The 21561-nt window shown below is 63.2% G+C and carries 17 protein-coding genes and 1 pseudogene; 15 read left to right on the plus strand and 3 right to left on the minus strand.

Annotation, left to right across the window (positions count from 1 at the left end):
* The first annotated feature begins 30 nt into the window (after window positions 1-30).
* From LMI96_RS07205 to LMI96_RS07260, 12 genes are all read left to right on the plus strand, one after another.
* Window positions 31-1038, plus strand: coding sequence for a GDP-mannose 4,6-dehydratase (locus tag LMI96_RS07205; RefSeq protein ID WP_223721684.1), 1008 nt, complete (start codon window positions 31-33; stop codon window positions 1036-1038).
* On the plus strand, window positions 1035-1964 hold the full coding sequence (locus LMI96_RS07210) for an NAD-dependent epimerase/dehydratase family protein (protein ID WP_228360995.1): 930 nt from the start codon (window positions 1035-1037) through the stop codon (window positions 1962-1964). Before LMI96_RS07205 ends, LMI96_RS07210 begins: the two co-directional genes overlap by 4 nt.
* 18 nt (window positions 1965-1982) lie before the next feature.
* Window positions 1983-3110, plus strand: coding sequence for a glycosyltransferase (locus LMI96_RS07215; protein WP_228360996.1), 1128 nt, complete (start codon window positions 1983-1985; stop codon window positions 3108-3110).
* Window positions 3111-3192: 82 nt separating this feature from the next.
* Window positions 3193-4410 (plus strand): polysaccharide pyruvyl transferase family protein, encoded by a 1218-nt coding sequence (locus tag LMI96_RS07220; RefSeq protein WP_228360997.1) that lies wholly within the window; start codon window positions 3193-3195, stop codon window positions 4408-4410.
* Complete coding sequence (locus tag LMI96_RS07225; RefSeq protein WP_228360998.1) at window positions 4407-5627, plus strand: hypothetical protein; 1221 nt, start codon at window positions 4407-4409, stop codon at window positions 5625-5627. The genes LMI96_RS07220 and LMI96_RS07225 overlap by 4 nt, the downstream gene beginning before the upstream one ends.
* Before the next feature lie 59 nt (window positions 5628-5686).
* Entirely contained in the window at window positions 5687-6685 is a 999-nt protein-coding gene (locus LMI96_RS07230; protein WP_228360999.1) for a glycosyltransferase family 4 protein, read from the plus strand.
* 224 nt (window positions 6686-6909) lie between these two features.
* Entirely contained in the window at window positions 6910-7629 is a 720-nt protein-coding gene (locus tag LMI96_RS07235; protein ID WP_228361000.1) for a glycosyltransferase, read from the plus strand.
* Window positions 7630-7739: 110 nt separating this feature from the next.
* On the plus strand, window positions 7740-9050 hold the full coding sequence (locus LMI96_RS07240) for a UDP-glucose/GDP-mannose dehydrogenase family protein (RefSeq protein WP_228361001.1): 1311 nt from the start codon (window positions 7740-7742) through the stop codon (window positions 9048-9050).
* Between the two features lie 752 nt (window positions 9051-9802).
* Window positions 9803-10948 (plus strand): acyltransferase, encoded by a 1146-nt coding sequence (locus LMI96_RS07245; protein WP_228361002.1) that lies wholly within the window; start codon window positions 9803-9805, stop codon window positions 10946-10948.
* A 27-nt stretch (window positions 10949-10975) separates the two neighbouring features.
* Entirely contained in the window at window positions 10976-12457 is a 1482-nt protein-coding gene (locus LMI96_RS07250) for a hypothetical protein (RefSeq protein WP_228361003.1), read from the plus strand.
* A 127-nt stretch (window positions 12458-12584) separates the two neighbouring features.
* On the plus strand, window positions 12585-13475 hold the full coding sequence (gene galU / locus LMI96_RS07255) for a UTP--glucose-1-phosphate uridylyltransferase GalU (RefSeq protein ID WP_228361031.1): 891 nt from the start codon (window positions 12585-12587) through the stop codon (window positions 13473-13475).
* Between the two features lie 121 nt (window positions 13476-13596).
* Window positions 13597-15699, plus strand: coding sequence for an acyltransferase family protein (locus tag LMI96_RS07260; protein ID WP_228361004.1), 2103 nt, complete (start codon window positions 13597-13599; stop codon window positions 15697-15699).
* A 4-nt stretch (window positions 15700-15703) separates the two neighbouring features.
* On the opposite strand, the gene LMI96_RS07265 is transcribed toward LMI96_RS07260, so the two are convergent.
* Window positions 15704-16765 carry a hypothetical protein gene (locus LMI96_RS07265; protein WP_228361005.1) on the minus strand — a complete coding sequence of 354 codons (1062 nt, stop codon included), beginning with the start codon at window positions 16763-16765 and terminating at the stop codon, window positions 15704-15706.
* A 6-nt stretch (window positions 16766-16771) separates the two neighbouring features.
* On the minus strand, window positions 16772-17128 hold the full coding sequence (locus LMI96_RS07270; RefSeq protein ID WP_228361006.1) for a hypothetical protein: 357 nt from the start codon (window positions 17126-17128) through the stop codon (window positions 16772-16774).
* Window positions 17129-17402: 274 nt separating this feature from the next.
* On the opposite strand from LMI96_RS07270, the gene LMI96_RS16105 reads away from it, so the two are divergent.
* The 3 genes from LMI96_RS16105 (at window position 17403) to LMI96_RS16400 (ending at window position 20806) form a co-directional block, all read left to right on the plus strand.
* A complete protein-coding gene (locus tag LMI96_RS16105; RefSeq protein WP_267059311.1) occupies window positions 17403-18146 on the plus strand; it encodes a cohesin domain-containing protein in 744 nt (247 codons plus the stop codon).
* Complete coding sequence (locus tag LMI96_RS07285) at window positions 18143-20062, plus strand: amidase family protein (RefSeq protein ID WP_228361007.1); 1920 nt, start codon at window positions 18143-18145, stop codon at window positions 20060-20062. The genes LMI96_RS16105 and LMI96_RS07285 overlap by 4 nt, the downstream gene beginning before the upstream one ends.
* Before the next feature lie 105 nt (window positions 20063-20167).
* Window positions 20168-20806 carry a hypothetical protein gene (locus tag LMI96_RS16400; RefSeq protein ID WP_228361032.1) on the plus strand — a complete coding sequence of 213 codons (639 nt, stop codon included), beginning with the start codon at window positions 20168-20170 and terminating at the stop codon, window positions 20804-20806.
* 249 nt (window positions 20807-21055) lie between these two features.
* Here the strand turns inward: LMI96_RS16400 and LMI96_RS16405 are convergent.
* Window positions 21056-21280, minus strand: a pseudogene (locus LMI96_RS16405) (transposase); the annotation flags it as partial.
* Window positions 21281-21561 lie beyond the last annotated feature (281 nt).

Here is a 21561-nt window from a genome sequence, read left to right on the forward strand (position 1 = left end):
CAGTCACCCAATCGTCCTTGGAGGATCTTCTTGTCTGAATCGCGTCGCGCGTTGATCACGGGTATCACCGGTCAGGATGGCGGACACCTTGCTGCGCTCTTGCACGACAAGGGGTACGAGGTCTTCGGGCTGATTCGTGGACAGTCAAACCCCCGCCGTGACGCCGTGATCGCCCAGTATCCGTACGTCACGTTGATCGAGGGCGATCTGATCGATCCGACCTCGCTGGTTCGCGCAGTTGAAACGTCGGACCCTCATGAGCTTTACAACCTCGCAGCCATAAGCCACGTGGGCTATTCCTTCAAGAACCCGACGCTGACGGCGGATGTGACCGCGAAGGGCGTGCTGAACGTGTTGGAGGCCGTACGCATCACCGGCCGCGCGCAGACCACCCGGGTGTACCAGGCGTCAACGTCTGAGATGTTCGGCGGACTCGACTACAACCGTCCTGGTGACGGTTACAACGAGAACTCCCTATTCCACCCCCGCAGCCCTTATGGTGTCGCGAAGCTTTACGGACATTGGATCGCGAAGAACTACCGCGAGAGCTACGACATGTTTGTGTCCTGTGGAATCTTGTTCAACCACGAAGGCGAACGGCGCGGGATCGAGTTTGTAACCCGGAAGATCACTCACGCGGTCGCACGGATCAAGCTCGGCCTCCAGCCTCACATTGAGCTCGGAGACCTTTGGCCGAAGCGCGACTGGGGGTACGCAGGCGACTTCGTCGAAGGCATGTGGCGGATGCTGCAGCACGACACGCCTGATGACTTCGTGCTGGCCACCGGTGAAACCCACTCGATCGAAGAGTTCCTGACTCTCGCTTTTGCTGAGATCGGTATCGACGACTGGACGCCGTACGTCGTTCAGAACCCCGCCTTCATGCGGCCCGCGGAAGTTGACATCCTCCTCGGAGATCCAAAGAAGGCCGAAGAAGTTCTCGGCTGGCGGCGCGAGGTCGACTTCCCCGGTCTTGTGAAGCTCATGGTCGCTCACGATTTGGCCGAACAGGGCCGCCTTAACTCTCTCGCCCCGTGACCGGCCAGACCCTCCTCATCACCGGTGCGAACGGTTTCGTTGGAGCGCACGTCGCGGCGACCGCCGCCGCAGCCGGACACACCGTGTGGGCCGTTGGCCGAGAGAGCGAGCCGACCGGTGCGCTCGGCCCTCATATCTCGGAGTACTTCTCTGCCGATCTAGAACACGTGTGGGAATTTCCCACTGGACCAGACGCAATTGTGCATCTCGCCGGCCTCGCAGCTGTCGGCCCGTCGTTCGACAACCCTCAGCAATATCTGAACGTCAATAGCGGGATCATGACGCGCATGTCCGAGGCTCTGATTCGCGAGCGCAGTCGCGCTCGCGTGGTAGTCGTTAGCTCGGGATCCGTCTACGCCCCACCCGTCGCTCAAGAACTCATCACAGAAGATAGCCCCGTCGTCCCCAGCTCGCCTTATGCGGTGGCGAAGATTCTCGTCGAGACTCAAGCCGCCTACTACGCCGAGCGTGGTCTTGACACTGTCATTGCGCGCCCTTTCAACCACATCGGGCCTGGTCAAGGCCCAGGGTTCCTCGTACCCGACCTCACGGCCGCCCTTCAAGAACTCAACGAGGGCGAAAATCTTCGGGTCGGCAATCTCGCCGCTGCTCGCGATTACACGGACGTGCGTGACGTATCTCGCGCATATTTGACGCTCGCATTCGCGCCCGGACACAAACATCACGTCTACAACGTTGCGTCCGGTGCCTCGCACACCGGTCACGCCATACTCGAGACCATCGCGGACGCGCTTGAGCGTCAGCTCCCAACTTTGGAAGTTGACCCGTCCCGATTCCGGCCGACAGATCCTGCGGTCATCACGGGGAGCGCCTCACGCTTGTCGGATGAGTTCGGATGGGCACCGACGATCCCCTGGCAGCAGTCCGTGCGGGAGTTCGCGACCCTCACTGCGACCGCTTCCTAGCTACGAAAGGCCACCGAGATGAACCCGTCAGATTTCGATGCAGCAGCCGCAGATGTCGCCATCGCACACGACTATCTCACTCAACGAGGAGGTGCCGAGAAGGTCGTGCTGGCACTGCATCGCGCGTTTCCCTCTGCGCCCGTTTACACGACCTTGTATGAACCATCGCTGACCTACCCAGAGTTCGGTGACGTCGACGTCATTCCGTCGGTAATAAACCGCTTCGGACCGTTTCGGCGTTCACACCGTCTAGCTCTGCCGTTCTTGGCGTGGGCATCAGGACGGGTCCGCGTTCCAGCCAGAAATACGATCGTCAGCTCGAGCGGATGGGCTCACGGCTTCCGCACGAGCGGTCGCAAGATTGTCTACTGTTACTCACCAGCGCGCTGGCTGTACCAGCCCGACTCATATCTCGGCACGTCGCGACCCGGCCTCAAAGGTCTAGCACTTGGACTGTTGACTCCGTTCCTAAAGCGGTGGGACAAGCGGATGGCAGGCACTGCCACCAAGTACTTCGCGATCTCGACTGTGGTTCAAGGACGGATCAAGGAGACCTACGGCATCGATGCCGAGGTTCTTCCTGCCCCACACTCAGTAGACATGACTGTGCCGGAAGAGCCCGTCACTCTCCCCGCCATAACGACTGATGAAGGTTTCTACCTATGCATCTCTCGGCTTCTTCCTTACAAGAACGTCGGTGCGGTTATTCAGGCATTCAACGAGCTTGGCCTGCCGCTCGTCGTGGTCGGCGCCGGGCCGGAGGAGAAGCGACTGAAAGCGGCCGCCGCGACGAATGTGACTATGGTCAAGAATCTCTCAGACGGCCAGATGAGATGGCTGTATGCGCGTTGCACCGCCGTGGTGTCAGCAAGCTACGAAGATTTTGGGTTGACTCCAATTGAAGGCGCGACGCACGGAAAGCCTGCAGTCGTATTGCGTTGGGGCGGATTCCTAGACACAATCCGCGAGAATGAAACCGGGACGTACTTCGACGCCCCGACTCCTGAGTCGATTAAAGACGGAATCGAAAGAAGTCGGCGGATCGACTGGCAGGAGCCAACAATTCGCGCGCACGCAGATTCTTTCACAGAAGAACACTTTGCTCGCCGCCTAAAGGAGGCCATATCCGAATTGAGCGTGCGGTGACTAACGCCCTCTCGGTACGCCCTGGCCGTTGTGGGCCACTCCTCAAGAAACAAGCTGAAGGAATCGAAACAGTATGAACGTCGTGGTCCTCAACACCGTCTTGAGTAACACAGGTGACGCGGCGATCTTCGAGGCCATAGCGCACACGCTCCAGTTGAACAGCGCGGACCCTATCGAGTTCACGGCACTGGACAGCGCAGCCGCTCAGGCTAGCCAGCTCTACCCCCAATGGAAAATTATCCAGCAACCAACTCGGTCAACGCGCGGGTCCCGCGCTCTTCGAGCGGCCAGTTCCCGCTTGCGCACAACGGCTGTCCGGATTATCACCAGATCAGCTGTCGCACGACGAGCGGTGTTTCTTCTTGGCGCCCGTACGGACTTCGTCCACGCCCTGCGTCAGATCACTGAGGCCGACATCGTCCTCAGCAGCGGCGGCACATACCTCGTAGACCACTACAACTTCGGACATCGCGTGGCGGAGATTGCTTTTGCGCATGCTCTGAAGAAGCGCGTTTTTCTGTGGACGCAGTCGCTCGGCCCTTTCGCGACCGAGCAATCCCGAAAGCTTGCAGAGGAACTGGTCCCACTCGTCGACGGCGTTTACTTTCGAGACGCACGATCCGAGCGGGCATGGCAATCAGTAGGGCCCCTCCCGGCGCTGAGCGACGTGTGCGCCGATGTCGTGTTCTCTCTGTATGACCCGTTGAAGAAGCAGGCACGACGGTCAGAAGATCAGCCGCTCGTATTGTTTTCGGTAAGAGATTGGAACCAAGCTGTAGCGGGAGGAGACTTCTCGTTCGAGAGCTACGCGGCTGCCATGCGGGCCGCGGCTGAGGGTTTCATCGCTAAGGGCTGGCGTTGCCAGGCCGTTTCAACATGCCAAGGCGTGGACGGGTACGCCATCGATGACTCCGAAACTGCACGGCGCATCTTTGGCGGGTTGCAGATGGAGATTAACTCAGATTTCCATAGCCCCCAAGAGTTGATGGCGATCCTGCGAGGCGCAGATCTCGTCATCGCAACACGAATGCACATGGCGATCATGAGTTTGATTACCGAAACGCCAGTGATTGCGATCGCTTACGAGACGAAGAGCACCGAACTGTTCCATTCCATAGGAGCTCCGGCGTCAGTCACCGCCATCGAAGCGGTTGACGACGCGTGGGCCGCAATGGTGACAGGATCCGATGATCCGACCGCCACAGCCGCCAGGCTCGACGAGAAGCAGCTGAACGCACTGCGAGCAAACGCTTCCAAGCCCGCCGAGGCCGTCGCCCTCGTATCGGGCTTGCGTAAATGAAGAGGCTTAGGCGGGTTGGCTGGTCGTCACTCGACCAAGGCCTTTCGAGCGTTTCAAACTTATTGCTGTCGGTACTTGTCGCAAGGGTAACGACGCTGGATGAGTTCGGTGTTTTCGGTATTGCGTTTGCCATATATCAGTTTGGATTGGGAACTTCACGCTCTTTCCTTGGAGAGCCCGCGCTGATTCGGATTGCTAAAGGGAGTTCACTCTCTGGAAGCGCTGGCAGTTTGTTGGGAGCCTCCGCACTCCCGGGTCTGCTCGGCCTCGTCGTTTGTGTGATTGCCGGTGCACTAGCAGGCCCATCGGGCACGTTGTTTTTTATCTTCGCCGCTGGCTTTCCTTTCCTGATGGCCGTGGACAGCGCTCGATACTGGCTTTTCGCCAACGGACGACCGGCCTCCGCATCGCTCGTTGACGGAATCTGGATCGGTGCACAACTCATGTCGTACGGGGTAATTGCCCTACTCGGTGTCACCAACAGTTCGACTGTCTTGTGGACTTGGATCGCGGGAGCTGCCGTCGCACTCACCGTGTTCATGCTCATGCAGCGCGCGGCACCTTCGCTCCGCGGAGGCTGGCTCTGGATAAAGTCCACTCGCGACTTGTCGTTCCGTTTTTGGGGTGAGTATCTGACCATCTCGGGAACTCAGCAAAGCGTCATCTACTTCAGTGTCATTTTCTCCGGGCTCGGGGCGAGTGCTGCTCTTCGAGGTGGGCAAGTGCTGATCGGGCCCCTCAGCATGATCTCTATGGGTGTGGCCGTCGTCGCACTCCCCGCGATGGCTAATCTCGTGCGAGCTAACGCAATCCAGATGCTTCCGCGGCGAGCACTGCTTATTTCCCTGTCGCTTCTCGCCGCCACACTCGTTTACGCCGCGCTACTGATGCTCGTCCCGTCGGCCCTCGGAGAAGCGCTTCTAGGGGAGAGCTGGTCGGTCGGTGCAGCGATCGTGCCGCTGCTGATTCTGCAAACCGCTGTATCGAACGTTGCGTACGGCGCCACCGCCGCGCTGCGCGCCATGGAAAAGGCACGGCTGACGTTCAGGCTCCGCCTGGCCACTCTTCCTGTCTCACTCGCCGCAATCATTTTCGGTGCAACTTTCTCCCCCGCCGGCGCCGTGGTCGGCGCCATCATCGGCGGCACAATTCAGCTCCTGTGCTGGTGGATCGCTTTGACCGTCATCACCCGAAGTAACCGCGGAGATACCCAATGAATCTCGAAGCACGTCAGCGAGTCACTCACGTCGGACCGGATCCCCTGCAGCTCGGCGGCATGGAGACGGTACTGCGAGCCTACGGAGACTCCCATTGGCCGTCGTTCGACATGAACGTTGTCGCGTCTTCGAAGAGAGGAAGCCTCTCGACGAGGCTTCGCACGGTGGCCTCGGCTCTCCTATCTGTTAGACGAAGCCGTGCAGACCAAATCCACTTCCACCTCAGCCACCGTGGTTCCTTCGTCAGGGAGGGACTCTTGGTGCTTATGACAAACGGAAAACCGCTCTTCGCCACGATCCACGGCTCAGACTTCGTTCGGTCGGCAGGGGATAGCGCGCTATGGCGAACGCTTTACAAGTTGGTCTTGTCGAGAATGTCGTCAGTCGCAGTACTCAACGATGACGCGCTTGCAAGTGTGAACCAACTCGTCCCTCGGGTTCCGGCGATGATCCTTCCGAATCCCGGGCCGATCGATCCCGCACCGCCAGCCCCGACCTACACGAGCGGCATGTCTGTCGTCTTTGCTGGGCGCGTAGGACACCGAAAAGGCGTCGATACCCTCCTGCGCGCATGGGATCTTGTTCAGGCCCAGCAACCGTCGGCGGAGCTCATTATTGCGGGGCCTCTCGACGCGGACCTGGCTGACGAGGAACTGGGTGCGCTATCTCGGCACCATGTTGGGCCGCTCTCCCCCGCAGAGGTTCAGGATCGTCTCCAGTTCGCAGCATGCGCGACGCTGCCCTCGCGCGCTGAGGGGCAGCCGATGTTCTTGATCGAGGCCCTCGCATTCGGTGTGCCACTCGTCGTGAGTGACGTGGGCGGGATGCCTGGACTGGCCGAAGGTGCCGGGAGCGTGGTCCCGGTCGGGGACCACGTCCGCCTTGCAGACGCGATTGTGACGATTCTCAACGGTGGCGACCGCGTCGACGAACTGCGAAGAAGCGCGTCGAAGAAGTACCAAGATCAGTTCTCCGCTGACGCTCACGACGCGGGGCTGAGGCAGCTTTACACGCTTCACCCTGCCCGCTCAACCGACCTGAAAGGAACGGGGCTATGACAACAATGTTCGTGGCTATATCCGGCGGCCACCTTGCGCAACTCCACAGACTCGCTCCAAGGCTGGGGGATGGCCCGGCCACGTGGGTGACGGATGAAACTGGGCAGAGCAGTTCAATGCTTGCCGGAGATTCGGTCGATTTTATCCCCACGCGCCCACCCCGCGACTGGGCAGGGGTCTTGCGAGACTCACGAGTCGTCCGTCGCGCTATGCAAGCTCACAACGTGACACGAGTAGTCAGTACTGGCTCACAGATCGCTCTGTCCGCATACATTGCCGCGAAGCAGCAGCGTGTGCCGATCGCGTATGTAGAGAGCGCCACACGAGTTACGGAGCTGTCTACCACGGGGAAGCTTCTGGACCGGCTTCCTGGTGTTGCCCGTTACGTGCAGCATCGATCCGCGGCCCCGTCCCCAAAATGGGCTTATGCGCTCTCGGTGTTTGATGGTTTCGAGGTCGACGCCGTTGCGCCGCCTGCGGAAATTCGTCGAGTCGTCGTGACTCTCGGCGGTAACGGGGAGTATGGCTTCACGCGACTCGTGGAACGGGTTCGCGACATCCTGCCCGGAAATGCGGAAGTGCTTTGGCAGCTGGGCAGCACGCCAACCATTGACCTACCCGGTCGTGTCGTCGCTTCGATGCCCTCCCACGAGCTGATCGAGGCGCTGAGCGCCGCCGACGCGGTTGTCGGACATTCGGGAACCGGAACGGTTATCACCGCGCTATCGGCAGGAAAACTCCCCGTGCTGTCGCCGCGACTAGTTGATAAGGGAGAGCATGTCGACGGCCACCAGGAGGATCTCGCACGATCGCTCGCCGACCGAGGCTTGGCAGTGGTCAGGGCGGCGGACGAGATCACGCTCGACGATCTCAAGCTGGCCGCCGCATCCGTTGTGAGAGTCGACAAGAACCAGGAGTCTGTGGACCTCTTCGGACGCAGATAGCGACGGTATCCCGCGAGGGCACTGTCCTGGGCGAACACTCCACGTCGCAGAGTCCCGAAGCATGCAGGGCAGAAACAGGAATGACACGAGCGTCTGATAGGAACGATGTTATGAAGCTTTCAGTTGTCGGGTGCGGTTACTTGGGAGCCGTTCACGCAGCGGCAATGGCCTCTATCGGTCACGACGTCGTAGGGATTGATGTCGACGAGAGGAAGATTGAATCGCTGTCGGCCGGGAGGGCGCCGTTCTTCGAACCCGGCCTCGCAGAGATTCTGACCGAAGGAATCGAAAGCGGCCGGCTCCGGTTTTCCACGGATATGGCCGATGCAGCGGGAGCTCAAGTCCACTTCATCGGAGTTGGTACTCCACAGGTGAAGGACGGCTACGCCGCAGACATGACTTACGTAAATGCAGCTGTTGATGCACTCCTCCCTCATCTGAGCCCCGGCGACGTCGTGGCCGGCAAGTCGACCGTGCCGGTGGGGACGGCAGCCGCCCTGGCTGAACGTGTCGATCCGACGGGCGCCACGCTGGTATGGAACCCGGAGTTTCTGCGCGAGGGGTGGGCGGTGCAGGACACAATCGATCCCGACCGACTCGTTGCTGGTGTGCCGGAAGGCCCCGAGGGACTGCGCGCGGCCCAGGTCCTTCGCGACGTTTATCACCCATCGGTGGCGAAAGGCACGCCCTTCTTAGTGATGGACCGTGCGACCGCGGAGTTGGTAAAGGTCTCCGCAAACGCATTTCTCGCCACGAAGATCAGCTTCATCAACGCCATGGCCGAGATCGCAGAAGTCACGGGTGCCGACGTCACGCAGCTAGCAGATGCGATCGGGTACGACGATCGCATCGGGCGAAAATTCCTTGGCGCGGGTATTGGGTTCGGCGGCGGATGCCTCCCGAAAGATATCCGTGCATTCTCAGCCAGGGCCGAGGAGCTCGGCCGCGGCGAGTCAGTTGCATTCTTGCGAGAAGTCGATGAGATTAATCTCCGTCGACGCGAACGTGCAGTTCAGTTGGTCGTCGAGGGACTGGGCGGACAGGTATTCGAGAAGAACGTCACGGTTTTGGGCGCCGCGTTCAAACCGCATTCCGACGACATCCGTGATTCTCCAGCTCTGGACGTGGCTGTTCGGCTGCACGGCCTGGGCGCGAACGTCACTGTCACAGACCCAGCGGCAATCAACAACGCGCGTCGCGTCCATCCCCAGCTGACTTATGTCGAAGACCGCGACCTGGCACTCACCGGCGCGGACGCCGTCATACTCGTCACGGAATGGGATGAGTATCGCCGAGAACTCGATCCGACTCACGCATCAACTCTCGCGGCTGGCCGAGTCGTGGTCGATGGTCGCAACGGGCTTGACGCTGCCGCTTGGCGTGCGGCCGGATGGACGTATCTGGGGATGGGACGCCCGTAGGCGCAGTGCGGGACTCATTCCCGTCGATACATGCGTGACAGGGGATAGTACGTCGGCGTCCGCATGCTCGCGCCAACGGTCTGTCCTGTTGCCGTTTTCTTCAACTCCTGCCCGATCGAACCACGGTCGGCCAGCGGCAAAAGAGGCTCGTTTCGAGCACGCGCTGGTCGGCTGCGGCGGGACGCCCGATCAACAAACTAGGTCGCTGGGTCGGGAATCTCAGAAAGGACGACTCATACCTCGTGTCGGCGCCCGCTGACTGCGAGTTCTCGGAACAGCAGCCCTGCAGATGAGAGAGATCTCATCTGGTACTGTCCACCAAAAGGGGGACACGCACTCGATGGCGAGGCGCGTTGATGGACCCCCGGGGGAACTCATGGCGGATAATCCATCGATCGAGTCCGGACTTTCCAGCGGACGAACGGACGTATGCGGCGCGAGCCCCTCGTGTACGGTGTGTGACCATCCGGCGATCATCGAACCCCGGGCTCCGTCGATCCTGCGAACACTCTTCCGCCTGAGTCCGAGGCCCGCAGAGTGCCAAGTGCGAGAGTACGACGTGTCGGGACTCGCGCCTGTCGCGTGCGGATGCCGGAGCGCGGTCCACGGCTCGTAGGCACGAAACGAACTCGACGAGTACCGAGTCGGGGCAGGCGTCCCGCTGATCGATCATCCCGGACCTGCGGCGCGCGACCCTTCAAAGCCTTCAGTTGTTTGCGTCCCCGAAACATTGAAATCGCTAGGCTCGCGGCGTGGCTACCAATGAGATTCTCGGCCGTCCCGGGACGGGTTACATTCGATCGTTGGACGGGCTACGGGCGCTTGCAGTGATCATCGTGATCCTGTCGCACGCGGAGGTGGCAGGGTTCGGGGGAGGAAAAACTGGCGTCCTGATCTTCTTCGTCTTGTCCGGGTACTTGATCACCAGCATCCTGCTCCGCGAGCTCGATCGAACCGACCGCCTGTCACTGAAGCGCTTTTACGCACGCCGCTTCCTCCGGCTGTACCCAGCACTGATCATTGTCACCGCCGCGACCGCCGCGATAGCAGCCGTCCTACTCACCCGGACCGCGAACCCCTCGGCGCAGTCGACGTTGAACGCATTGCCCTCAGTGCTCCTCTACTTCAACAACTGGGTACCGATCTTTGCTCCCGGGACCGACATGGGACTCTTCTCACATTTCTGGTCGCTTGCCGTGGAAGAACAGTTCTACGTCGTTTGGCCACTTCTACTTTTGGCGATCTACAAGTGGCGACGCGCCCGAGGGGTGCTTCTCGTCGCCCTGATTGGTGCGCTTCTATCGATCGTGTTCAAAGTGTTCGTGTGGGATGGCGGCGGATCAAGGCAGGGCGGAACAGACTTTGCCAGCGACGGGCTCCTCTTGGGCTGCGCACTTGCAGCGTTCCTCGCAATCAGCACACCCCCGAAGTGGATGGGACGCTGGCTTTTCTGGGTTGCCCTTGCCAGCCTGGCGCTCGCGACAACCGTCGGGTACTCCGGTTCGGGTGACCCCGCAGCCTACGAACTCTTCGGAAGAGTCTTCTGGCCAGTCGCGGTACTCGCCGCCACCGCAGTTGTCTTCGGTCTCGCCACCGGTCGTGCGCCACGCGTAGCCGTTCGAGTGCTGGAACTCCGTGGCATGGTCTACCTAGGGCGAATCAGCTACGGCATGTACCTCTGGCACATCCTGGTCTTAACCGCGGCCAGGTTCGTTACTGATTCCCCGCTGTTGCTTGCCGCCATCACGCTCGTCGTAACCATTGGCGTAGCCTCAGCATCGTTCTACCTCGTCGAGCGTCCCTTCCTACGGAGGAAGCAGCGGTACGAGAACGATCCAAGCGCAGCAAACGCCGACGAAGCGCAATATGGATCGCGAACCACGGCGACGCAGCCCTAGCCCGGGCGAACGTTAGGCTCAACTCCTATGGCAACCCGCGCGGCTTCATCCCGCTCGACGACCGCTTACATACTTTTCGGCGGCTCGGGCGTTACGGCACTAATGGTGTGGGCGTGCTTCGAGATGCCTGTGGTGTTCGTGGGGGTGATCGCCCTCGCAATTTCGGTCTGGCTCGCCACACAGATCAAGCTGTTCGCCGCCGTCACGCTTCTCGCGTCAGTGTTCATCCCGACCCTGCAGAATGTGGCCGGGGCGGGCGGGCTCGAGTACGTAGACGAGATCATGATCGCCGCCTTGCTCGTGCTCTCGCTAGTTCACGTTGGAACAGAACGACGACGAGTCGCGGCGCTCCCCGGAGGCTGGGCGTTCACCGCGTTTCTGCTGTTCGCCGCGGTGGGAGCCGTTGCCACGGGGGCATCCCCACTCCTCGTAGGGCTGGATGCGTTCTTGATCATGAAAGGCATTCTGTTTGCCTTCGCGGTCGCACAGATTCGGTGGGTAGACAGCGACCTAAAAATGATGGCGAAGGTCGGCGGGTGGATCGTTGCGCTTGTTATTCTCGGTGCTGCTGTAAACGTCGCAGTACCTGGAATATGGCTACCCATCTTCGCGTCGACCGAGAACCTGAACGAACGCGGCGGCGTCGTCAACGTGATCAGCTTGTTCGGGCACCCCGGCGCGTTCGGGCAGATGATGGCACTGTCCGCGATTGCATTACTCTGCTACCGCCATATCGTGCGCAAGACTCCCATCACAGCCGCGCTGATGTGGGGTTCGTTTCTCGGAGCAATTCTCAGCACTCGGCGTAAGGCGATCATCGGTCTCGCCGCAGTCGTCGGATGGTTTGCGTTCAGCAGGAAGCCCGCAGCAACTGCGCTGGTCATTATCGCCCTAACGCCTCCTCTCCTACTGCTCTCGGGATCGCAGATTCAATCAGCCTTCGGCGAGGTGTACGACGAGTACTTCGTCAATCCGGACGGCGCTGCACGCACGGTTCTGTACCGGAGTGCAGTCGATCTCGCGAACACCCACTTTCCACTCGGCGTGGGACTATCCCACTACGGCGGGTTCGTCGCCCGAGAGAATTACAGTCCGTTCTACGTGCAGCAAGGTTTCGCCGGCGTGTGGGGCTTGCAACAGGGCGGCCGTTTCCTGACGGATACTTTCTGGCCGATGATTCTTGGCGAGGGCGGGTGGTTCGGACTCACCGCCTTCGCGCTGGGGCTGATCTTGCTCGCCCGCACTGCTCTCCGCGTCGCTCGCCTCGAGGAGTCGAGCGCGCTCGCGCGCTGGGCAGGCACCGTTGGGATGGTGTGGTCAATCGAGTTTGCATTCGAGTCGATTGCGGCACCGGCCTACACGAGTCCGCCAGCTAACCTGCTCCTCTTTGGCATTCTCGGAGTGACGTCATCCCTTTGGGCCAACCGGAAGAGTGCCGGTGCAGCCACGGCAACGAACTACTTCCCGCTAACAAGCGAAATCGCTTTCGGCTCACGTTCCTCGATCTAAGAACAGCCACGGTTCACATAAGGCGCGAGAGTACGTAGTGCCAGCACGTAGTGCAATCGTGGCCGTCCCGAGAAAGCTACTCACGTACGAAATACCCCGTTCACCAGCGTTCCCTATCGTGAGCTGCATGTCGCATACATCGATCAAGACAGTCATTCCCGCTGCTGGCCTTGGTACCCGGTTCCTGCCGGCCACCAAGGCGATGCCAAAAGAGATGCTTCCCGTTGTAGACAAGCCTGCGATTCAGTACGTAGTCGAGGAAGCTGTCGCGGCGGGCAGCGACGACGTGCTCGTCATTGTGGGACGTAACAAGAACGCGTTGGCTAACCACTTCGACCGCGTGACCGAACTCGAGCACACGCTCGAGCGAAAGGGTGATGCGGCAAAGCTCGCGAAGGTCATGGAGGCCAGCAATCTGGCTGACATTCACTTCGTTCGCCAGGGGGATCCCCTCGGACTCGGGCACGCGGTGCTTCGCGCTCGGAAGCATGTAGGCAACGAGACGTTCGCCGTGCTACTCGGGGACGACCTGATCGATGCTCGCGATGTGCTCCTCTCAAGAATGATCGAGGTCTCTCATGCGCGGTCGGCGACCGTCGTGGCGCTCATGGAAGTGGAGCCGTCGCAAGTCCACCTTTACGGGTGCGCAGCTGTCGATGAGACCGACGAGGCTGACGTGGTGAAGGTGAAGTATCTCGTCGAGAAGCCATCCGCGGCCGACGCACCGAGCAACCTCGCCATCATCGGTCGGTACGTGCTGAAGCCCGAGATCTTCGACGTGCTGGAGAACACTCCCCCGGGCAAGGGCGGTGAGATCCAGCTGACCGATGCACTCGAGACACTCGCCAACGACGAGTCGATCGCCGGGCCCGTGCTGGGGGTCATCTTCCGAGGGCGCCGCTACGACACCGGCGACCGGCTCGACTACCTCAAGACCGGCATCCAGTTCGCGCTCGATCGTGACGACTTGCGAGCTGACCTCGCTGCCTGGATCAAAGAGTTGGCCGCGCAGCTCTGAGGCGCGGCATGCGCCGCGACCTCGAGCGGCGGAGTTACTAATTTGAGGGAGAAAGGGCCTGTTACAAGGCGGTGACCTGCGATCCGTAGGATGTCGTCGAATATCAATCGCGGGGGGTCGCATGCCATCGGGCGCTGCAGTAGGTCAGATCGCGCCAGAAGGCGCTCGGAAGAAGACGTTCCGGCCCGACATCCAGGGTCTCCGGATGGTCGCCGTCGTCGCGGTGATCCTCGACCATCTGTTCGGCTGGCCGGTCGGTGGATTCGTCGGCGTTGACGTGTTTTTCGTCATCAGCGGTTTCCTGATCACAGGTCTGCTGTTGCGGGAGCATGAGCGCACAGGGACGATTTCGTTCGGCGGCTTCTACGTGCGCCGGCTGAAGCGCATCATGCCCGCCGCCGTCCTCGTGATCATCGTGACGGTGGCGTGCGGGTACCTGTTCTTCAACGCGGCGCGCGCAACTCAGACGTTCTGGGATGGAATCTGGGCGACGTTCTTCGCCGCGAACTGGCGCTACGCCGCGCTCGGAACTGACTACTTCAACGCCGGAACTGCGATCTCCCCGCTGCAGCACTACTGGTCCCTCGCCGTCGAGGAGCAGTTCTACTTCGTGTGGCCGTGGCTGATGTTGCTCATCTTCTGGATGATCGGGCGCCGAGGTAGCGCGAACCTTCGCTTTGCGCACACCGCAGTCGCCGTCGCGATGCTGCTCATCGTCGCTGGATCGTTCGCGTGGGCACTGTACGACACCGCCAACAGCCCGACGTGGGCGTACTTCTCCCTGTTCACCCGCGCCTGGGAGCTCGGCATCGGCGCGCTCCTCGCGGTGGTTGCGGGTTCTCTCGCGGCCCTGCCATCGATGATCCGGCCGGTACTCGGGTGGATCGGGCTCGCCGGCATCATCGTGTCGGTGTTCTACATCGACGACGCGAACGGCGGATTCCCCGCCCCCTGGGCGGCGCTTCCTGTCCTCTCGACGGCGCTCGTGATCGCGGCCGGTACCGGAGGCGAGCAACGCTTCTTGTGGCCCCTCATGAACCCGGTCAGCTCGTGGGTCGGAAACGTCTCGTACAGCCTCTACATCTGGCATTTCCCGCTGATCATCTTCGGGATCTCGCTGTTCGGCGATAGCCCCATCGTTCTTGCCAGCATCCTCGTCCTGACCTTCGTGGTCGCCTGGGTTTCGTACACGCTGGTCGAGGACCCGCTGCGCCGCGCACGCTGGTTCGGGCGCCCCGCAGGCCGCCGCAAGGGGCACCGGGAGTTCTTCCCCGATGGCCTCTGGAGTCGACGCGACGCGTTCGTCAGCGTCGCCCTCGTCGGGCTGATCGTGGCCGGAATCAGCACCGCCGCCCTATCGACTTCAGCGCCGAGCACACCGGCCGCGGCGTACACACCCAAGGCCACGTTCGGCGAAGAACAACCCGCCGCCACGGAGAGTTCCGAGCTGGATGCCTTGCAGACCGAGATTCAAGCGTCACTGGGGGCGACGCGTTGGCCGGACAATTTGACGCCCAGCATGGATGACGCAATCGCCGAGAAGCAGGCTCCGGAGGACATCCTCCCGTGCGGGTCCGCCGACCGAGACGACGCCACGTGCGTCTGGGGCGACCCTGACGCCGCACACACGATCGTGCTGGTCGGAAACTCCGTCAGCATGACCTATGTGGAGGCGTTCCGGGCCGCAGTTGGGGCAGGCAGCGGATGGCGCGTGATCTCGTGGGGCCGGTTCGGATGCCCCTTCACCGACTGGGCGGTTGATGACCCCACGGAGATACCGGAGGGCTGTGCACAGCGTCACGACGATGCAGTGGCAGCCATCAACGAGATTGCGGCCGACGTCGTCGTGGTCTCCGGTATCGGCACCGTCGAAGGTACGAGCTCGCAGCTCGCGAAGATTACCAGCGGGTCGCGGATTCTCTTCGTCCCTGGCGTATCGAACGACAAGAACCCCCAGGAGTGCTACACGCCGACGAGTTCACCCGCTGACTGCGTCAGCGTGCTGCCAACCGACTGGGCAGGCCGCGAGGGAAAGCTCACCGACTTCGGCACGCTCGTCGATACCCGTCCGTGGTTCTGCACGGATGGGCAGTGTCCTCCGTTCGTCGGGACGATCCCGATGAAGATGGACTCCGCGCACATCACCCACGAGTACGCGGATCGGATCGCGCCGGTGATCCGCGAGTACCTCACATCATCGGACCTCGGCTTCCCCGCGGCCTAAGCAATCAGAAGGCGGCCCCGAGGTCGACTCGCTTCGTCCACGCCGTTCCGGTGGCGACGTATTCGCCGCCGGTTGTGCCAGCGCCGCCGGCCGGTTCCTTTGTGTGGTCGCACCGAATGACCGACCCCTTGACTGCGGACGAGGGAGTTGTGTCCACGGAAGTGATGGTCGGCATGTTCGGACCAAGCCGCAGGTTGGTCGGGACACCGGCCCAGCGCGTCGTCCCACCCCCCCCCCCTACCGTCACCAGGTCGATTGTGCCGCTACCAGCCGTGGCGGAACGCGCGATCTGACCTACGATTGTCTCGACAGCGATATTCGTTGCTGTGATGCGCGTGGCCTGGCCGTTGTTGTTGAAGATGTTCTGGCAGCGCTTGATCACCCAGTTCATCATGACCAGTCCCGCCAGCAGCGCGGGCCCGGGCAGGTTGATGGCGCTACCTACGGAATCTGTGGAACCGTCGAGCGAGACGAGATTCCGGATCGTCACGTCCTCGCTGTTCGTTGCGAAGTTGGGACTCACCTGGGCGATACCGACGATGGCTTTCCAGGGCATCGTCAGGGTGACGTCGTCGGCCGTCACCGAAGAGAAGTGGGATGAAGCACCGATGACCACGTCTCCCCGCCCGTGGTAGCCGCGGAGATCGATGTTCGACAGGTCCGCTTTCGTCGGCTGAGTCGTGACGTAGCCGGACTCGCCGAACATGAGCACTGCGTAGTTGTTCGTGCTGGTGTCGTCGTTGAGGTTCTCGATACTGCGCATCTTCACGCCCGAGAGTTTCAGCCCGTCTCCGGCCTGCAGTCGGACGACGTTCATGCCCACGTTGAGAGACACGTTTCGGATGAGGATGTTCTTCGTCTCGGTCGCCACTCCGGCCTGCTTGTAGTACGAGTGACAGAAGCCGGCGGTCGTCTGCGCGAAGATCGAGAACCCGTCGTCGACGGTGCTGCCGGAGATGCCGTCTACGACAATGTCATTCCAAGACGGGCCGAAGTCGATGCCGTCCTGGTTTGTGGTGGAGCGATCTTGGGCGAGCTCGATGCGACGGAGCCGAGCCTTCCGCACACCGGTTCAGACCATGCACGGGCCGATGGTGACGTCCTGCACGACGAGGTTGGTGACGTTCACCCACGAGACGCCGATTGAGTTGATGGCGGAGGTCGAGGTCTGCAGCGCTGCTTGTCCGTCGATGTTCGCGCGGCCTCGGCCGATGAGAGTGATGCCAGAGTCGCCCGCGGCGTTCTGGCGCGCGTTGCGGCTCACGTTTCGGGCCGCACCAGCCGAGAGCCGGAGTTCGGCATTCTCAAGTGTCATGGTCCTCGACGACGGGACTACTACCGTCCCGTCGATCCGGAAGTAGTCGGTTCCGAGCCCGGTGCGGGGCGCGGTGAGGATGACGTCGCCCTGTACGAGTGCTGCGTTGATCATGGCTGTGTCGTCCAGGCCAGTCGGGCGCAGAACAGGCACAAACTTGGAGCTTTGGACCTGTCCCGCTAGTTGCCGCCAAGGTCTCTGCATCAGAGGTGCAGCACCGAACTGAACTGCTCAGTACAACATTCGCACAGCAGAAACATAGCCAGTCCGGTCCGGTAACACCGGGCTGCGAGTCTGCGTAAGCACCACCTCCCCCATTCGTTGGTGCGGCCGCATCCGGCGCTTCGTGCGCGCGGCCCGCCCACAGCCAGGAAGGCCCTGCTTTCGCATGCCCGAACGCATCTCCCCCACCCGCCTGCGCGGGCGACGCCTTGCGGCGCTGCTCGCCGCCGCGACCGCCGTGGTCGGCGCAACGCTGATCGCTGCCCCCGCCGCGATGGCCGCGCCCGCCACCTACGGCGCGATCACCCTCACGGTCGATGACACCACGATCACCGCCGGCGACACCCTCACGGTCACGATCGCCGCCGACACCGTCGCCGACCTCTACGCCTACGACCTCGTCGTCGGCTACGACCCGGCGCTGCTGTCGTTCGACGCGGCGAGCGCCGTCTACCCGACCGGCGGATTCGGCGACGCGCAGACCGGCACCGACGCGGTGACCTTCAGCAGCACACGCCTCGGCACGTCCCCCGGCCTCACCGGACCCCAGACGCTCGTGAGCTTCACGTTCACCGCCCTCGCCGCAGGCTCCGCCGACATCTCGCTCGACAGCAGCACCCTCATCGGCACCGCCGGCGAAACCACCGCCGTCGACGTCACCGCGCCCGGCCTCACCGCCACCACCGTCATCGCGGCCGCACCCGTCACCCCGGGCCCGAGCACATCACCGACGACCACGCCGTCGCCGTCCGCCAGCGCGCTGCCGATCACCGGCACCACACCCAGCGACCCGCTCGCCTCCACCGGCGCCGACGCCACCCCGTGGCTCGTCACCGGCGCCATCGGCGCCGCCCTCGTCGCCCTCGGCGCCGTGCTCGTGATCCGTCGCCGACAGGCGGCCACCCGATGAACACCGATCGCGCGCGCCTCGCCGCATCCGCATCCGCTCCTTCCCCCAAGAAGAAGGCCATGAAGACCACCACCACCCGCACCATCGCCGCCGCCGCGGTGCTCGGCGCGGTCGCCGCGACAACGGCGATCTCGCCCGCGTTCGCCGCGCCCACGGCCACCGCCGCATCCGACGCCGCGATCCTCGCGCCGTACTACACCGAACTCGACGTCACCGGCGACCAGCAGGTCACCACGGCCGACCTCGACGCCGCATCCGCCCAGCTCGGACTCACGAGCACCGCCGCCGAGTGGACCACCTTCGGCAAGCTCGACAGCGACGCCAACGGCACCCTCACGGTCGCCGACCTCGCCGCCCTCTCGCAGCGGATGATCTACGACGACGGACCCTTCGAGCTCATCGAAGCATCCGTCATCGACATGCAGGCCGCGATGAACGCCGGTGTCACCACCTCGGTCGCGATCACCCAGGCCTACCTCGACCGCATCGCCGCCTACGACGACACCCCCGTCGCCAACGGCCAGCGCGCGCTCAACTCGATCATCACCACCAGCACCGTCGCCCTCGACGCCGCGGCAGCCGCCGACGCGGCACGCGCCGAGAACGGCATGACCAGCATGCTGCTCGGCGTGCCGGTCGCCGTGAAAGACAACTACGACACCGTCGACATGGTGACCACGGCCGGATGCGGATGCTGGAACGACAACCAGACCACCACCGACGCGAACATGGTCGAGGGCCTCCGCGCCCAGGGCGCCGTCATCCTCGCCAAGGCGAGCCTCGACGAGTTCGCATTCGGATTCGAGTCGCAGTTCTCGTCCTTCCAGAAACCCGGCACCTCGGTCTTCGTCGCCAGCCCGTACAACACCGCGCAGACGGCGGGCGGCTCGAGCGGCGGCACGGGAGCCGCGATCTCTGCCAACCTCGCCGGCATCGGTTTCGGCACCGACACGGGCGGCTCCATCCGCGTGCCGTCGTCGTACAACCAGCTCGTCGGCGTGCGCCCGACCGTCGGACTCGCGAGCCGCGACGGCATCGTGCCCCTCGCCCTCACGCAAGACACCGGCGGACCGATGACCCGCACCGTGCTCGACGCCGCCGTCGCCCTCGACGCCGTCGTGGGTGTGGACCCGGCGGATGCGGTCACCCAGCGCCAGACCGGACTCGTGCCCGAGTCGTACACGTCGTCGCTGAGCGACACCGCCCTCGAGGGAAAGCGCATCGGCTACGTGGCCGCAATGTTCGACCCGTCGCTGACGAACCCGCGCGCCACGGCGAACGCCACCGTCCTGCGCGAATGGGCCGAGACCCGCGCGGTGCTCGAGGCACAGGGCGCGACCGTCGTCGAGATCACCCCGCCGGCCGCGTTCGCGAACGTGCTGAACGAAGGCTCCGGTTCGACGAACGAGTTCAAGCACGACCTCGACCAGTACATCGCGACCCACCTCGACCCGGACGTCACCGCCCGGTCACTGGAGGGGATCCTCGCGAACGGTAACTTCGTGCCGTCGCGCGCGACCACGTACACAACCCGGAACGCCGTCACCCCCGAGACGTACCAGGCGTGGGCAGGGCCCACGGGCACGCACACCACGCAGCTCGCCGCCGGCAAGGTGCTCGTCACGCAGATGCTCGACGGCCAGAACCTCGACGCCATGGTCTACCCGAGCGCCGCCCCGTACGGCACCGTCGCGACCAACCTGCGCCTCAGCCCCAACACCGGAATGCCCGCGGTCACCGTGCCGATGGGACAGGCCACGGATGCCGACGGCACCACCGCCATCATTGGCGCGAACGTCAACCTCGAGTTCCTCGGGCGCGACTTCACGGAGGGCACGCTGCTCGGCTTCGCGTACGACTTCGAGCAGGCCACCCACGCCCGCACGACGCCGACGCTGTTCCCCGCGCTGGGGTAGTCGGGAGTGAAGAGAGGGGCCACGGGGTGCGTGTGTGGGTGCGCCTCGGGGCCCTCTGCGTGAGAGGTGGGCTCCGACTGCCGACGCAACTATTAGCGTTGAGCCGTGATCGTGAATCCTCCCGGCGCCGCTCGCGGGATCTTGCTGTTCGCGCCGGGCGCCGGTGGTGACCCCGCTCGATATGAAGCGCTCATCCGCGCCGCCGCGGCTGCGGGGTTCATCGTCGCTGCACCCATCCACGACCGCTTCGACGTGAGAACCGTGACGGACGAGCAGATGCGCCAATGCGCCGTCGGATTGGCGGATTCGCTTCGCGAGCTAGATCGTCAAGACCTGCCCGTCGTCGCCGCAGGGCACTCCGCCGGAGGATGGGCGGCGCTCTGTCTTGCCGGTGCGCAACCATGGGGTCGCGATCGTCAGCCGATCCCCGTGCCCGTCGAACCCAGGGTAGAGAAAGTCGTCGCCCTTGCGCCGACAGTCGGATGGTTCCAGGCACCGGCCGCGCTCGACAATCTCCGCGTTCCGGTCATCGTGCTGACAGGAGGGGCCGACACGGTCACACCGCCGACGACCGCAGAGATCCTTCGTGCTTCCCCCGCTGAAGTCAGCGTGCACACATACGAGGGCGTGGGGCATCTCGACTTCTTGAGTGTCCTTCCCCCCACCGTCGCGCCCACCCCGGGCCTCGACCACGGGGCTTTCATGGAGTCGCTCGCTGTCGACTTCGTGCAGGCGCTCGGGTAGGGCATACCTGCTGTGCGCATAGCCAGCTGAGGACGGCACGGGTGGCGACGGCGGCACGGGTGGCGACGGGTGGCACGGATGGCGACGGCCGCACGGACGGCGAAGGCGGCACGGTAGGTCATGGCACGGTAGGTCATGCCTCGTGGCAAGGCCAAGCCGCTGTTTGCGAGAGCGCCCGACTCCGTGACCGGCGGGCTCAATCAGCCAGACCGGCCGATGGCGAGCACCCGATCTCCATCCATCGCTGACGTAGCGGCGGTGCCGCTTCCATACCGTCTGCCACGGCCCGAACTGCTCCCGCGTCAGATCACGCCACGGAGTCCCCGTCCGATACCGGCACGCCATGCCCTCGACCACCCGGCGGCTGTCACCGAACGGGGCACTCCTGTGGCCCTGGTTCGACGGCAGCAACGGCTCGATCCGATCCCACCGTTCACCCGTGAAAACCCGACCCCGCGAACCCGTCGACCTCACCAAGCCCGCATCCCGCGCACCTCGCCAACCTTGTGGAGGAGACGCACGAGCTGACTGCCGCTGTGCAGGCGTTGACTCGACGGTCGACCTGCGCCGGATGCGGTGCGCTCGTTGCGATGCGTCGGTTGCGGTGCGCCGTGAGCGCTGCGCCGGTTGGGCTGCGCCGGTTGCGATGTGCCGGTTGCGGTGCGCCGGTCGGGCTGCGCCGGTCGGGCTGCGCCGGTCGGGCTGCGCCGGTCGGGCTGCGCCAGTTGCGGCGCGCCGGTTGCGATGCGCCGGTC

The sequence above is a fragment of the Microbacterium sp. cx-59 genome, assembly GCF_020805625.1.
Lineage (GTDB): Bacteria > Actinomycetota > Actinomycetes > Actinomycetales > Microbacteriaceae > Microbacterium.

What these genes read in the sequence shown, in the direction of transcription:
- LMI96_RS16105 (WP_267059311.1), top strand. Translation starts at nt 17,403, where the DNA reads ATGCCCGAACGCATCTCCCCCACCCGCCTGCGCGGGCGACGCCTTGCG.
- LMI96_RS07285 (WP_228361007.1), top strand. Translation starts at nt 18,143, where the DNA reads ATGAACACCGATCGCGCGCGCCTCGCCGCATCCGCATCCGCTCCTTCC.
- LMI96_RS07225 (WP_228360998.1), top strand. Translation starts at nt 4,407, where the DNA reads ATGAAGAGGCTTAGGCGGGTTGGCTGGTCGTCACTCGACCAAGGCCTT.
- LMI96_RS07260 (WP_228361004.1), top strand. Translation starts at nt 13,597, where the DNA reads ATGCCATCGGGCGCTGCAGTAGGTCAGATCGCGCCAGAAGGCGCTCGG.
- LMI96_RS07240 (WP_228361001.1), top strand. Translation starts at nt 7,740, where the DNA reads ATGAAGCTTTCAGTTGTCGGGTGCGGTTACTTGGGAGCCGTTCACGCA.
- LMI96_RS07230 (WP_228360999.1), top strand. Translation starts at nt 5,687, where the DNA reads ATGGAGACGGTACTGCGAGCCTACGGAGACTCCCATTGGCCGTCGTTC.
- galU (WP_228361031.1), top strand. Translation starts at nt 12,585, where the DNA reads ATGTCGCATACATCGATCAAGACAGTCATTCCCGCTGCTGGCCTTGGT.
- LMI96_RS07215 (WP_228360996.1), top strand. Translation starts at nt 1,983, where the DNA reads ATGAACCCGTCAGATTTCGATGCAGCAGCCGCAGATGTCGCCATCGCA.
- LMI96_RS07250 (WP_228361003.1), top strand. Translation starts at nt 10,976, where the DNA reads ATGGCAACCCGCGCGGCTTCATCCCGCTCGACGACCGCTTACATACTT.
- LMI96_RS07270 (WP_228361006.1), bottom strand. Translation starts at nt 17,128, where the DNA reads ATGATCAACGCAGCACTCGTACAGGGCGACGTCATCCTCACCGCGCCC.